Below are 13,554 nucleotides of genomic sequence, written 5' to 3'. Positions count from 1 at the left end.
GACCGGCTAGCCTTGCCAGCAATCATTGAGCCGGGGAGCAGCGCCAGGTGGCCGCACAGCGTCAAGACACAACTCCGCCGCAGACGGCGGCGCTGGACTACGACGTCATCGTCATCGGCGCCGGGCTGTCCGGCATGTATCAGCTCTACCGGCTGCGCGAGCTCGGGCTGAAGACGCGGGTGTTCGAGGCCGGCACCGGCGTCGGCGGCACCTGGTACTGGAACCGCTATCCCGGCGCGCGCTTCGATTCCGAGAGCTATTCCTACGGCTATTCGTTCTCGAAAGAGCTGCTGCAGGAATGGGAGTGGTCCGAGCATTTCGCCGGCCAGCCGGAGACGCTGCGCTACTGCAACTACGTCGCCGACAAGTTCGATCTGCGCCGCGACATCCAGTTCGAGAGTCGCGTCACCGCCGCGATCTACCAGGACGCGACGCGTAGCTGGGACGTCACGTTGGCAAGCGGCGCACGGCACAGCTGCCGCTTCCTGATCACCGCGATCGGCCCGCTGTCGACGCCGACGCTGCCGCGCATCGAGGGCCGCGACGATTTCAAGGGCCAATCCTTCCACACCGCGCGCTGGCCGAAGGAGAAGGTCGACTTTGCCGGCAAGCGCGTCGCGGTGATCGGCACCGGCGCCACCGGGATCCAGACCATCCAGACCATCGCGAGCGAAGTCGGCCACCTCACCGTGTTCCAGCGCACCGCCAACTGGGCCGCGCCGCTGCACAACGGCAAAATCGATGCCGCAACGCAGGCGAAGATCAAGGCCGGCTATCCCGAGATCTTTGCGCGCTGCCAGGAGACCTTCGCTTGCTTCATCCATACGCCCGATCCGCGCGGCGCCTTCGAGGTCAGCGATGCGGAGCGCGAGGCGAATTATGAGAAGCTGTATGGCGAGCGCGGCTTCGGCATCTGGCAGGGCAATTTCAAGGACATCCTGATCGACCGCAAGGCGAATGCGACGATCAGCGATTTCATCGCGCGAAAGATCCGCGAGCGGGTCAAGGACCAGGCGGTGGCCGAGAAGCTGATCCCCAGGAATCACGGCTTTGGCACCCGCCGCGTGCCGCTCGAGACCTTCTATTACGAGGTCTACAACCAGGACAATGTCGATCTGGTCGACCTGACCGAAACGCCGATCGAGCGGATCACGCCGGAGGGCATCCGCACCACCGAAAACGACTACGCCTTCGACATCATCATCTACGCCACCGGCTTCGACGCCATCACCGGCAGTTTTGACGCGATCGATTTTCGCGGCAGCGGCGGCGCGCGGCTGAAGCAGAAATGGACGCACGGGCCGGAGACCTATCTCGGGCTGATGGTCGACGGCTTCCCCAACATGATGATGCTGATGGGCCCGCACACCGCGCTCGGCAACATCCCGCGCAGCATCGAATACAGCGTCGACTGGGTCACCGGCCTGCTCCGTTTCGCGACCGCGAAGGGCCTGACCCTGCTCGACGCCACGCCGGCGGGCACCGCCGCCTGGACCGATCACGTCAAGGCGCTCGGCGTCGGCCTGCTCTCCAACGAGGTCGATTCCTGGATGACCGGCATCAACCGCAACGTCGACGGCAAGCAAAGGCGCATCGTCGCCCGCTACAGCGGCAGCGCGCCGGCTTACCGCGCACGATGCGACGAGGTCGCGGCGAAGGGGTATGTGGAGTTGCGGCTGGAGTAGCTCTCGCAGCGACGGGGCTGCCCCGGAGCGTGTGAGGGACGCGCACTGGTCGGGTTCCCTCTCCCCTTGCGGGAGAGGGTTAGGGAGAGGGGTGCCACACGGCGTGCACTCTCCGCATTCAAAGACGACTGAAGAGCGAAGTTGCGATAGCGATGTCCGCGTCGGTCAGCTGAACCCGGGGCTACCCCTCTCCCCACCCTCTCCCGCAAGGGGAGAGGGAGCCTGACGAGCGTGCTCACCTCACTTTCGCGGCACCGCCATCATCTCACCACGCATCGATGCACGGCCGCTTCCGCGTCGTGCGCGGCTCGACCTTCGGCACCGAGCGAAGGCCCGCCATGATCCAGTGCCGGGTGTCGGCGGGGTCGATCACCTCGTCGATCTCGAGCACGGAGGCGATCGAGACCGCCTTGCCGTTGGCGTAGAGCTCGGCGACCTTGGTCTGGAAGTATTTCTCGCGCTCAACCGGGTCCTCGATCGCCTCCATCTCCTTGCGGAAGCCGAGGCGGACGTAGCCTTCGAGGCCCATGCCGCCGAATTCGCCGGTCGGCCACGCCACCGTGAAGAACGAGGCGTGAAAGCCGCCGCCGATCATCGATTGCGCGCCGAGACCGTAGCCCTTGCGCAGCACGATGCCGAACAGCGGGACGGTGATGCTGGCGCCGGTGACGAACATCCGCGCGACATGGCGCACGATCGCGGTCTTCTCGGCCTCCGGGCCGACCATGAAGCCGGGCGTGTCGCACAGCGAGATGAGCGGGACGTCGAAGGCGTCGCACAGTTGCATGAAGCGCGCCGCCTTGTCGCCGGCCGGCGCATCGATGGCGCCGCCGAGATGCTTTGGGTTGTTGGCGATCAGGCCGAACGGTTTGCCCTCGATGCGGATCAGGGCGGTGATCATGCCGACGCCGAAATCGCGGCGCAGCTCCAGCACCGAGCCTTCGTCGGCGAGCAGATCGATCACGGTGCGGATGTCGTAGACCCGCAGCCGGTTCTCCGGGATCGCGCGGCGCAGCAGCCGCTGGTCCGGCGCCGTCCAGTCCTTCACCGCGCCCTGGAAATAGGACAGGTATTTTTGCGCCACCGTCGTCGCCTCGGCCTCGTCCTCGACCAGAATGTCGATCACGCCGTTCGGCGATTGGAAGGACACCGGTCCGACCTCGGCCGGATGATAGACGCCGAGCCCGCCGCCCTCGATCATCGCCGGACCGCCCATGCCGATCGAGGCATTTTTGGTGGCGATGATGACGTCGCAGACGCCGAGCATCGCAGCGTTGCCGGCAAAACAGTAGCCGGAGACGATGCCAACCACAGGCACGAGGCCGGAGAGCTTTGCGAACTGCACGAAGGACGGGCCGTCGAGACCGGTCATGCCGAGCCGGTCGGTATCGCCCGGACGGCCGCCGCCGCCTTCGGCATAAAACACCAGCGGGAGGCGCCACTGCTCGGTCAGCGTGAGCATGCGGTCGATCTTCTTGTGGTTCATGTGGCCCTGGGTGCCCGCCAGCACGGTGTAGTCGTAGGCGATCACCATGCAGCGCGCGCCCTCGGGGCCGAAATGCTTCGCGTTGACGGTAGCGACGCCGGCGATCAGGCCGTCGGCCGGCGTGTTCTTGATCAGGTCCTCGACCTTGCGGCGGCGGCGCTGCGCCGCGATCGCGAGCGAGCCGTATTCGACGAACGAGCCCTCGTCGACCAGATCCGCGACGTTTTCGCGCGCCGTGCGCTGGTTGGTCTTGCGGCGGCGCTCCACGGAGGCGGGGCGGTTCTCGTCCAGCGTGATCGCCTTGCGCGCGATCAGCTCGGCCAGATCAGGGCGGATGTGATCGAGGTCGATCGCGGCCTCCGCCTCCGCGGTATGGCCGTCGACCTCGGCCGGCTCGATGAACAGGATCGGCTCGCCATGCATCAGCGTGAGGCCCGGGCCGCCGGCGATCTTCGTCACTCGTCCGCCATGCGGGGCGGTGACCAGATGCTCCATCTTCATCGATTCCAGCACAGCGATCTGCTGGCCGGGCCGGACCAGATCGCCCTCCGCGACCTCGATCGTCACGATCGTGCCCTGCAGCGGCGCGGGCACCGGTAGTGATCCTTCCGGTGCGGTCTCGGCGACCGCGGCTTTGGTCGTAGCCGCCTCAGCCACTTCGACCAGCGGCTTGGCAAGATTCTCGGCCGCACCGACCAGCGCCGCGACGTGCGTGTCGATGAAATTGGTGCTGATCTTGTTGCGAGCAAAACTCTGGTGCGCTAGCACCGCGCCGAGGAACGGGATGTTGGTGGCAACGCCGCCGATGCGGAATTCGCGCAAGGTCCGCGCGGCCTTATGCACCACGTCGGACCATTTCGGGCTTGGCGAGTGCACGATCACCTTGGCCAGCAGCGAGTCAAAGGCGGCGCTGGTGCGGTAGCCGGAATAGCCGAACGTGTCGACGCGGACGCCGGGCCCGGACGGCAGGTCGAATACAGCCAGCGTGCCGCCAGTCGGTTTTGTCACCCCCTTCTCGTCCATCACCTCCATGTTGACGCGAAGCTGCATGGCGTAGCCGCGCGGCAGCGGCACGGCGGATTGCGCGAGGCCGAGCGAGGCCAGCGTCGCGCCGGCGGCGACCGCGAGCTGCGAGCGCACCAGGTCGACGCCGAGCACTTCTTCCGTGACGGTGTGCTCGACCTGCAGCCTCGGATTGGCCTCGATGAAGGCGAACGCGCCCTCGCCTTCGCCGGCCTCGTCATCGACCAGGAATTCAAAGGTGCCGAGATTGTCGTAGCGGGCGGCGACGGCGAGCTGCTTCGCCGCCTCGATGATACGGGCGCGCAGGCCATCGCTGAGCGACGGGCTCGGCGCCACCTCGATCAGCTTCTGATTGCGGCGCTGGATGGTGCATTCGCGCTCCCAGAGATGAGAGATCGCACCAAAGCGGTCGCCGATGATCTGTACCTCGATATGGCGCGCCTTGCGGATCAGCCGCTCGACATAGACGGCATCGCTGCCGAACGCCGCCTTGGCCTCCGACTGGCAGCGCGCATAGGCCTCCGCGAGTTTTGCAGTGTCCTCGACCACCCGCATGCCGCGGCCGCCGCCGCCGGCGATCGCCTTGATCATCACGGCAGCATTGGGCCCGAGCGAATCGAAGAAGGCTTTTGCCTCGTCGAGCGAGGTCGCGCCCGAGGTGCCGGCGATAACAGGCACGCCGCATTTTCTCGCCAGCGCCTTTGCCGTGGCCTTGTCGCCGAACAGATCGAGCGCTTCCGGCGACGGGCCGACGAAGGTGATCTTCTCCTCCGCGCAGCGCCGTGCCAGCGCTGCATTCTCGCTGAGGAAGCCGTAGCCCGGATGCAGCGCATCGCAGCCCGCGTCCTTGGCCGCCGCGACGACCGCCTCAATGTCGAGATAGGCCCGCGCGCCATGGCCGGGGATCTCGCGCGCCTCCTCGGCCGCGCGGACATGCAGCGAGGCGGCGTCGTCAGCGGGATAGATCGCGACCGTGGCAAGGCCGCTTTCGCTCGCGGCGCGGGCGATGCGGATAGCGATTTCTCCGCGGTTGGCGATCAGCAATTTCTTGAAGGACATGGTCGGTTCCGTGCGTTGCTTACCTCGCCCCGCTTGCGGGGAGAGGTCGAAATTTGCGCGCAGCGCGAATTTCGGGTGAGGGGGACTCTCCACCAGCGAGATCGCTGAGAGTCCCCCTCACCCGAAGCCTGCGCTTCGCTTCGGCTTCGACCTCTCCCCGCAAGCGGGGCGAGGTGAACGGAGCGCGGCAAGCAGCGAGCATTTGCACCACTAGCGATCCTTCATGGTCGGATCGAGCACGATACGCAAGGATTCTCCCAGCGCGTTGAAGGCGAGCGAGACGACGAGGATGGCGAGGCCCGGCGCGTACATCTGCTCCGGCGCGATCTCCATGTACTGGTAGGCACGCGCCAGCATGGCGCCCCAGCTCGGGTTCGGCGGCTGGATGCCGAGGCCGAGGAACGACAGGCTGGCTTCCGCGAGCAGCGCCGCGGCGAGCAGCAGCGTCACCTGCACGATCACCGGCTGCAGCGTGTTCGGCAGCACGTGGCGCCACAGCACATGCCAGGTCGGCGCACCGAAGCCTCTGGAGGCATCGACATAGAGCTCCTGCCGCACGATCAGCGTGCGGGCGCGGACGATGCGCGCCAGCGCCGGGAACATCGTGATGCCGACCGCGATCATGCCGTTGGTCAGCCCGATGCCGAGCGCGCCGGTGACCGCGATCGCCAGCACGATCGCGGGGAAGGATAAGAAGGTGTCGATGACGCGGCTGATGATGTCGTCGATCCAGCCGCCGAAATAGCCGGCGACCAGGCCGACCGGCAGCCCGATCAGAAATCCAACGCCGACCGCGAGCAGGCTGGCATAGACGGTGGCCGGCGCGCCGTAGATCAGGCGCGACAGCACGTCGCGGCCGAGATCGTCGGTGCCGAGCAGATGCGCGGGCCCCGGCGGCGCCAGCATGTTGTTGACGTCCTGCGCGGTCGGCGCATAGGGCGCGATCCACGGCGCGCCGATCGCGACGATGACCAGCACCAGCAGCACCAGAATCGACAGCGCGGCGCGGAGATCGCCGACCAGCCAGCGCACGAGGCGGCGCAGCCGCGTCGGCCGTGCCGGTGCCTTCAGGGACGCGAGCGCCGTGTCGGTCATTGCTCGATCCTCGGATCGACCGCGGCACAGAGCAGGTCGGTGACCAGGTTGACCGCGATGACGACGACCACCATGGTGAAGACGACGCCCTGCACGATCGGGAAATCGCGCTGGATCGCGCCGCGCACGATCAGGCTGCCGAGGCCGGGGATCGCAAACACCGCCTCGATCACCACCGTCGCCGCCAGCATGCGGTTGACCAAGAGGCTGATGATGGTCAGCAGGTTGACGCTGACATTCTTCAACCCGTGCTGCCAGAGGATCCGGGACATCGACAGCCCCTTCGCGTGCAGCGTGCGGACATATTGTGACGACAGCACCTCCAGCAGCGCGCCGCGCAGCTGGCGCGCGACCTCGGCCATGCCGTAAGCCGCGATCGCAATCCCCGGCAGCAGCGCGTGCCTGACCGCCTCGACCGGCGAGGCGCTGAAAGATTTTGCGCCGGTCGCCGGCAGCCAGTTCAGCTTCAGGGAAAATTCCGCCACCAGGATCATGGCGAGCCAGAAGCCGGGGATGGCGACGCCGAGCGAGGCGATCAGGCTGACCGCCTTGTCGACCCAGCCGTTCGGCTTGATCGCGGCGAGCACGCCCATCGGGATGCCCGTCAGCAGCGCCAGCAGCATCGCGATCACGACAATCAGCAGCGTGTTGGGGAACGCGCGGCCGATCGAGTTGGCGACCTTCTCGCCCGACAGCAGCGATTGCGAGAGGTCGCCCTGCGCGACCTTGCCGAGCCAGGCGCCGTATTGCACCAGGAACGGACGGTCGAGGCCGTAGATGTTCTTGATCTCGGCGATGCGTGCGTCGGTGGCGTTGTCGCCGGCCAAGGTCACGGCGATATCGCCGGGCACCAGCTTCAGCAGCGCAAACACCATGAAGGTCGCGAGCAAAATCACCGGCAGCGCCTGCAACAGGCGGCTGCCGACGACCCTGACCGGTGACCGTCGCGCCATGGTTTAACCTTCCAGCCAGACGTCGTCGTATTTCGGCTTGCCGAGCAGGTTCGGACGATAGCCCTGCACCTTCTTGTTCATCGCGACCAGCTCGAACTGGAACGCCAGCGGCGCGACGAGCGCGTTTTCCATCACCAACCGCTGCACGGCGGCAAACGCCTTGCGCCTGGTGTCGATGTCCTCGGAGGCGCGCGACTCCCTGATCGCGGCCTCGAGCTCCGGCGGCACCGGCGCGCGGCCGCCGTTGAAATAGGCGTCCTTGGTGAACATCAGCGAATAGGTCAGGCTCGGATCGGGCCGTCCGGTCCAGGCCGCGAGCAGGCCAAAACCCTTCTTCTCCGGACCGAAGAACGCGGCGGAGGCCTCGGCGACCGGCGCGTTAACGAAGCGCAGGTTCATGCCGGCCTTGCGCAGCTGCTCGATCAGGATTTCCTGGCGCTGCACCGAGTCCTGGTCGGGATAGCCGCCGAGCTCGATCTGGGTGCCCTCCTTGAAGCCGGCTTCGCTAAGCAGCTTGCGCGCCCGGTCGGGATCGTAGGGATAGAGCTTTGCGACCTCGGCATCATAGGCCCAGTGCGACTTCGGCAAATTCATGTAGGCGGGCTCGGCCAGGCCGGCCAGCGCACCCTTGACGAAGGACTCGCGATCGATCGCGAAGTTGAAGGCCTGCCGGACCTTCGGATTGTCGAACGGCGGCTTGGCCCAGTTCAGGAAGATCTGGAACACGTAGAGCGTCGGGCCGTTCACCACCTTGACGCTGGAGGCGCGCTCGATGATCGCCTTCTGCCGCGGCGGCAGCTGGTAGATCAGATCGTTCTGGCCCGCGGTGACCGAGCGGGCGCCGGTGGTCAGCTCGGGGATGATCGAGAACTCGATGCCGTCAGGGTAAGGCCGGTTCGGCTTCCAGTATTTCTCGTTGCGCTTGACCACGATCTTCTCGCCGTCGGCCCAGCTGACGAAAGCGTAGGCGCCGGCGCCGACCGGCTTGCGGGTGACGACGCCGCCCTCGGCCGCCTTCAGCGCAGTCGGCGACACCATCATGCCGGCGCGGTCGGAGAGGATGCCGGGCAGCGCGGTGTCCGGCGACTTCAGCTTCAGCGTCACCTGTTGCGGTCCGGTGACCTCGACCGACGACACCGACACCAGGTCGGCCTTGATGTTCGACTTCGCATCGCTGCGGTTGCGCTCGAGGTTGAATTTGACGGCTTCCGCGTCGAGCGGCGTGCCGTCGTGAAAGGTGACGCCGGTGCGGATGTTGAGCACGAGTGTGGTGGGATCGGTGAACTTCCAGCTTTCGGCGAGCCCCGGCTTCGGCTTCAGCGTCTCGAACTCCCACTCGGTCAAGGTGTCGTACATCGTGAAGAGGAAGGCGTGGTCGGAGCCGGCGCCGCCGGTTGCGGGATCGAGGCTCGACGGGTTGGCGGATGCCGAGATCCGCAGGGTGCCGCCCTTTTTCGGCGCGCCCTCGGCGTAAGCGGGGCCACCGAGCGTTATGCCGGCGAGCGCGCCCGAGATCAGCGCCATCGCTTCGCGTCGTGTCGTCATCGTCATGGCGCTTCTCCGGTGTTGTTAGCTCGGTGAAAAATTCGGGCGGTCGGCAAAATGGCAGGCCACCCAGTGATCGGGTTTCAGCTCGCGCCAGTCCGGCGCCTGCTGGGCGCAGAGCGGCTGCGCATGCGGGCAACGGGTGCGGAAGCGACATCCTGAGGGCGGATCAATGGGACTCGGCACCTCGCCCTGCAGCACGATGCGCGCGTCGGTCCGCATCGCCGACGGCAGCGGCCGTGGCTCGGCCGACAGCAATGCGATGGTGTAGGGATGCAGCGGCCGCTCGGCGACCTCTTCGGTCGGGCCGAGCTCGACGAACTGCCCGAGATACATCACCGCGACGCGCTCGCTGATATGCGAGACCACGGCGAGATCGTGGGTGATGAAGACGTAGGTCAGGCCGAGATCGCGCTGTAGATCGGCGAACAGATTGAGCACGTCGCCGCGGATCGACATGTCGAGCGCCGCCACCACCTCGTCGCAGACGATCAGTTTTGGCCGCAAGGTCAGCGCGCGGGCGATCACGACGCGCTGCTTCTGGCCGCCGGAGAGCTGGTGCGGATAGCGCTCGCCAAACTCCTGTGGCAGGCCGACGCGCTCCAGGGCTTCCCGCGCCTGTCGCTCGCGCTCAGCCTTCGTGCCGATGCGGGCGAGCTCCAGCGGCTCCAGCACCGAGGCCAAAATGGTCATGCGCGGGTTCAGCGCCGCATTCGGATCCTGGAAGATGATCTGGTAGTCGCGGCGGTGGCTCTGGAACGCGCTGCGCGACAGCGCCGTCGGATCGATGCCATCGTGCAAAATCGCGCCGCCGCTCGGCTGCTGCAGGAACACCAGCGCGCGGCCGATCGTGGTCTTGCCCGAGCCTGATTCACCGATGATGCCAAAAGTCTCGCCGCGGCGGACGTCGAAATTGACGCCGTCGACCGCCTTCACGGTGGCGCGGCGGTCGGTGGTCTGGAAGCGGACCTGGAGGTCGCGCACCGAGACGATACTTTCGCGGCGGGGTTCGGCGGGTGCTGCGGTCATTGTCGCGCGACCCTCGCTGTCGCCACGGTCTCGGGCGGATGCAGCGCTCCGGGCAGATTGAGCTCGGCAAAGCGCCAGCAGCGCACCCGGCGGCCGCCGCCGGCGTCCTGCAGCGTCTGCTCGGCCTCGCAGCCCTTTGCGGCGTGCGCGCAGCGGGCGCGGAAGCGGCAGCCGTTTGGCATGTCGGTAATCGACGGCACCCGGCCCGGGATCGACGGCAGCCGGCCGTGGCGCGGGCTCAGATGCGGCAGCGAACGCAGCAGACCGGACGTATAAGGATGCAGCGGCCGCACCAGCGCCTCATCCACCGCGGCATCCTCGATCACCTCGCCGGCATACATCGTGATCATCCGCGTGCAGGTTTCGGCGACGACGCCAAGGTCGTGGGTGATCAGCATCAAGGCGGTGTGCGAGGTCTCGCTGATGTCGCGCAGCAGTTCGAGGATCTGCGCCTGCACGGTGACGTCGAGCGCGGTGGTCGGCTCGTCGGCGATCAGAAGCTGCGGGCCGCAGATCAGGCTGGCGGCGATCATCACGCGCTGGCGCATGCCGCCGGAGAGCTGGTGCGGATAATCGTCGATGCGCCGTTCCGGCGAGGCGATGCCGACCCGGCGCAGCATCTCCAGCGTCTTCGCCCGCGCCTCCTCATAGCCGATATCGCTGTGAACGCGCAGCGTCTCGGCGATCTGGTGGCCGACGGTGAAGACTGGATCGAGCGCGCTCATCGGCTCCTGAAAGATCATCGCGATGCGCTTGCCTCGGATGGCGCGCATCTGCCGCGCGCTGCAGGAGGCGAGATCGATGCCATCGAACAATATCTGGCCGTCGAGACCGGCGAAATTGCCCGGCAGCAGCCGCAGGATCGAGAGGCCAGTAATCGTCTTGCCGCAGCCGCTCTCGCCGACGATGCCGACCCGCTCGCCGGGCGCGATGTCGAAATCGATCTTGCGGGTCGCCTGCCAGACGCCGTGGCTGGTCTTGAAGCGGATGCCGAGCCCGCGCACCTGCAGCAGCGGCCGCGCGATCGCGCGCGCCGCCTCCGCCCCGCGCTGTGCCGGCTCGCCTGCTGCCATCAGCCCGCCGCCCGCTTCTTCTCTTTCACCAGTTGCTCCTCCATTAGCATCTCGGTGCCGATGATGCCCTCTTGCGCCAGCTCCGCAAGCTCGGCGTCGGAGAGACCGAGCAGGCCAACGAGAATTTCGCGATTGTGCTCGCCGAGCGTCGGCGGCACCGTACGGATAGCAAACGGCGCGGCGCCTTCGCGGAACGGCATCGACGGCTGCGGATGTCGGCCGATGAAGGCGCGGTCGACCTCTTGGATGAAGCCGCGCGCCCGGAGCTGCGGGTCCTTCAGTAACTCGATCGGCAGCCGCGCCACGCCGGCCGCGACGCCCTCAGCCTGGAGCAGAGCCATTGCCTCGTCGGGATCGCGCGTCGAGGTCCAGGCGGTGATCGCAGCCTCGATCTCGGGCTCGATCGCGCGGCGGCCTGCGGCCATCCTGAGCGTGCCGTCCGTCGCCCAGTCGTCGCGGCCGAGCAGCCGCGCCAGTTTCGGCCACATCGCATCATCAGACACCGCGACCACGATCCAGTTGTCGTCGCCGGCGCAGCGGAAGCAGCCATGCGGCACGAAATCCGGATGGCGGTTGCCGTATTTGGTCGGCGGCTTGCCGTCGATCGAATGCGCGATGACCCAGGGCGCCGCGAACGGCATCATGCATTCGATCTGCGCGAGATCGATGAACTGCCCCTGCCCCGTCAGCTTGGCGTGGATCAGCGCGGTGAGCACGGCCGCGCAGCCGTTGAGGCCGCCGACGGCATCGCCGAACGCGGTGTGGCTCATCACCGGCGGGCCGCCGGCGTCGCCGACCACGCTCGGCAGGCCGGAGCCCTGCTCCAAGGTCGAGCCATAGGCGCGGCAGTCGCGATATATGCTGCCGGCGCCGAACGCCGACATCGACATCATCACAAGCTTTGGATTGATCTGGTGCAGCACGTCGTAGCCGAGGCCCAGCTTCGGCAGCACCTCCACCGAATAATTGTCGACCACGAGGTCGGCATCGGCGAGCAGGCGTTTTGCCAGTGCAAGGCCCTTCGGCCGGGTCAGGTCGAGCGTGATGCCGCGCTTGTTGCGGTTCATGATGCAGTAGCGCACCGACTTCTCGTACATCTGCTCCAGCACATAGGCCGGGCGGCGGTCGACGCCGCGCCACCAGTCCGGATACTGGATCGCCTCGATCTTGATGACGTCGGCGCCGAGATCGGCGAGCGTGCGGGTGCAGATCGGCCCGGCCCAGCCCATCGAGAAATCGACGACGCGGATGCCTTCGAGCGGCAGGCGATTGGTCGCAGCGCGTTCTGGCGCCGGCACACGCGGCGCGGCCTCGCGCCGCTGCTGCTCACCGAGATCGGGCACACTGCCGCCGCGCAGCGGCGGTGTTGCCGTCAGCCGCTGCATCGTGCCCGCCGAAAAACCGCTCTCGTCGCCGATCGTAACAGGCACGATGGCGCCGCGGGCACGCTTCTCCTCGTCGGCGATGAGGTCGGAGATCTCTGGCACCGGCACGATCGGGATCTTGCGCTTCAGGCCCTCGGCGAACCACTCCTGCGCGGTGCGCTGCTGCAGCTTCGGCAGGATTTTCGCTTCGATATCGGCGACACGGCGCAGCCGGTCGACGCCCATGAACAAGGTTGGATCGTCGCGCAGCTCGGGAAGCCCGAGCATCTCGCAGAAAGCGCGCCACTGCGCCGGGGTCACCGTGGTGACACCGAGCCAGCCCTGCTTCGTCTCATAGATGCCGACCGGAAAGGTCGGCCAGAACCGGTTGACGCCGATCCGCCGCATGATGTCGCCGCGCTGGAACGCCTCGAACATGATGTATTCGGTGACGGCGATGCTGGCCTCGAACAGGCTGAGATGGCTGTCGCGCCCGCGCCCGTCCGCCATGCGGCCAAGCACCGACGAGGAGGCGGCGATGAAGCCCCAGAGACCGCCGAGAATGCCGGTCTGGAAATCCGGCGCGTGCATCGGCGGCCCCTGCTCCGGCCCGACCAGCTTTATCAGCCCGGTCAGCGCGCGGATCGTGGAGTCGGTTGCGGCGAAGTCCGCATAGGGACCGCGATCGCCGAACCAGGAGAGGTCGAGATGGATCAGGCCGGGATTGTCTCGCTTGATCGCATCGAGATCGATGTCGGGACAATCCGCCGCATCGATGCCGCGGCCGTCGAGCAAAATGTCGCAGCCGGCGACCAGCTCGCGCAAACGCGACGCGGCGTCCGCGTCGTTGCGGTCGAGCACGACGCTCGACTTGTTGAAATTGAGAAAGGCGAACCAGGCACTGTGCCTCTTCGGCGTCAGCGGTGCGGTGCGGCGCAACGGGTCGCCCTGCGGCGGCTCGATCTTCTGCACATCGGCGCCGAAATCGGCGAACAGCCGCGCGCAATAGCTGGTCGCAGCCGCGCTTCCGATCTCGACTATCCGCAGATGCGACAACGCGCCCATCACGCTCCCTCGCGAACCCCATGATCAGCCGATGACGATGGCTGATTCAGTTTCTTTGTTGCCTGAACTTGAAGCCGCGCCGACTGTGTGATGCAAGTGGAATTTTCTTCCGCTCGACGGAATACGCGTGACGAAGAATGGAGTTGGACAACCATCTCCGTCATCCTGAGGAGGCCG

The 13,554-nt window shown here is 66.8% G+C and carries 8 protein-coding genes; 1 reads left to right on the top strand and 7 read right to left on the bottom strand.

Annotated features, from left to right (window positions below; translation table 11 throughout):
• The first annotated feature begins 47 nt into the window (after window positions 1-47).
• Window positions 48-1,685 (top strand): NAD(P)/FAD-dependent oxidoreductase, encoded by a 1,638-nt coding sequence (locus XH93_RS13580; RefSeq protein ID WP_194473892.1) that lies wholly within the window; start codon window positions 48-50, stop codon window positions 1,683-1,685.
• Between the two features lie 265 nt (window positions 1,686-1,950).
• Here XH93_RS13580 and XH93_RS13575 read toward each other — a convergent pair whose 3' ends face one another.
• From XH93_RS13575 to XH93_RS13545, 7 genes are all read right to left on the bottom strand, one after another.
• On the bottom strand, window positions 1,951-5,253 hold the full coding sequence (locus XH93_RS13575; protein ID WP_194473891.1) for a carboxyl transferase domain-containing protein: 3,303 nt from the start codon (window positions 5,251-5,253) through the stop codon (window positions 1,951-1,953).
• A 210-nt stretch (window positions 5,254-5,463) separates the two neighbouring features.
• Complete coding sequence (locus XH93_RS13570) at window positions 5,464-6,348, bottom strand: ABC transporter permease (protein ID WP_194473890.1); 885 nt, start codon at window positions 6,346-6,348, stop codon at window positions 5,464-5,466.
• On the bottom strand, window positions 6,345-7,301 hold the full coding sequence (locus XH93_RS13565) for an ABC transporter permease (protein WP_194473889.1): 957 nt from the start codon (window positions 7,299-7,301) through the stop codon (window positions 6,345-6,347). The genes XH93_RS13570 and XH93_RS13565 overlap by 4 nt, the downstream gene beginning before the upstream one ends.
• A 3-nt stretch (window positions 7,302-7,304) precedes the next feature.
• Window positions 7,305-8,852, bottom strand: coding sequence for an ABC transporter substrate-binding protein (locus tag XH93_RS13560; protein WP_194473888.1), 1,548 nt, complete (start codon window positions 8,850-8,852; stop codon window positions 7,305-7,307).
• 18 nt (window positions 8,853-8,870) lie between these two features.
• Complete coding sequence (locus tag XH93_RS13555; RefSeq protein ID WP_194473887.1) at window positions 8,871-9,875, bottom strand: ABC transporter ATP-binding protein; 1,005 nt, start codon at window positions 9,873-9,875, stop codon at window positions 8,871-8,873.
• Window positions 9,872-10,948, bottom strand: a complete 1,077-nt coding sequence (locus XH93_RS13550; protein WP_194473886.1) for an ABC transporter ATP-binding protein — start codon at window positions 10,946-10,948, stop codon at window positions 9,872-9,874. Before XH93_RS13550 ends, XH93_RS13555 begins: the two co-directional genes overlap by 4 nt.
• Window positions 10,948-13,377, bottom strand: coding sequence for a CaiB/BaiF CoA-transferase family protein (locus XH93_RS13545; protein WP_194473885.1), 2,430 nt, complete (start codon window positions 13,375-13,377; stop codon window positions 10,948-10,950). The genes XH93_RS13550 and XH93_RS13545 overlap by 1 nt, the downstream gene beginning before the upstream one ends.
• Window positions 13,378-13,554: the final 177 nt, after the last annotated feature.

It is taken from the genome of Bradyrhizobium sp. CCBAU 51753 (assembly GCF_015291565.1).
Taxonomy (GTDB): Bacteria; Pseudomonadota; Alphaproteobacteria; order Rhizobiales; family Xanthobacteraceae; genus Bradyrhizobium; species Bradyrhizobium ivorense.
This window is presented reverse-complemented; position numbering and strand designations above follow the sequence as displayed.

What these genes read in the sequence shown, in the direction of transcription:
- XH93_RS13575 (WP_194473891.1), bottom strand. Translation starts at nt 5,253, where the DNA reads ATGTCCTTCAAGAAATTGCTGATCGCCAACCGCGGAGAAATCGCTATC.
- XH93_RS13570 (WP_194473890.1), bottom strand. Translation starts at nt 6,348, where the DNA reads ATGACCGACACGGCGCTCGCGTCCCTGAAGGCACCGGCACGGCCGACG.
- XH93_RS13565 (WP_194473889.1), bottom strand. Translation starts at nt 7,301, where the DNA reads ATGGCGCGACGGTCACCGGTCAGGGTCGTCGGCAGCCGCCTGTTGCAG.
- XH93_RS13560 (WP_194473888.1), bottom strand. Translation starts at nt 8,852, where the DNA reads ATGACGATGACGACACGACGCGAAGCGATGGCGCTGATCTCGGGCGCG.
- XH93_RS13555 (WP_194473887.1), bottom strand. Translation starts at nt 9,875, where the DNA reads ATGACCGCAGCACCCGCCGAACCCCGCCGCGAAAGTATCGTCTCGGTG.
- XH93_RS13550 (WP_194473886.1), bottom strand. Translation starts at nt 10,948, where the DNA reads ATGGCAGCAGGCGAGCCGGCACAGCGCGGGGCGGAGGCGGCGCGCGCG.
- XH93_RS13545 (WP_194473885.1), bottom strand. Translation starts at nt 13,377, where the DNA reads ATGGGCGCGTTGTCGCATCTGCGGATAGTCGAGATCGGAAGCGCGGCT.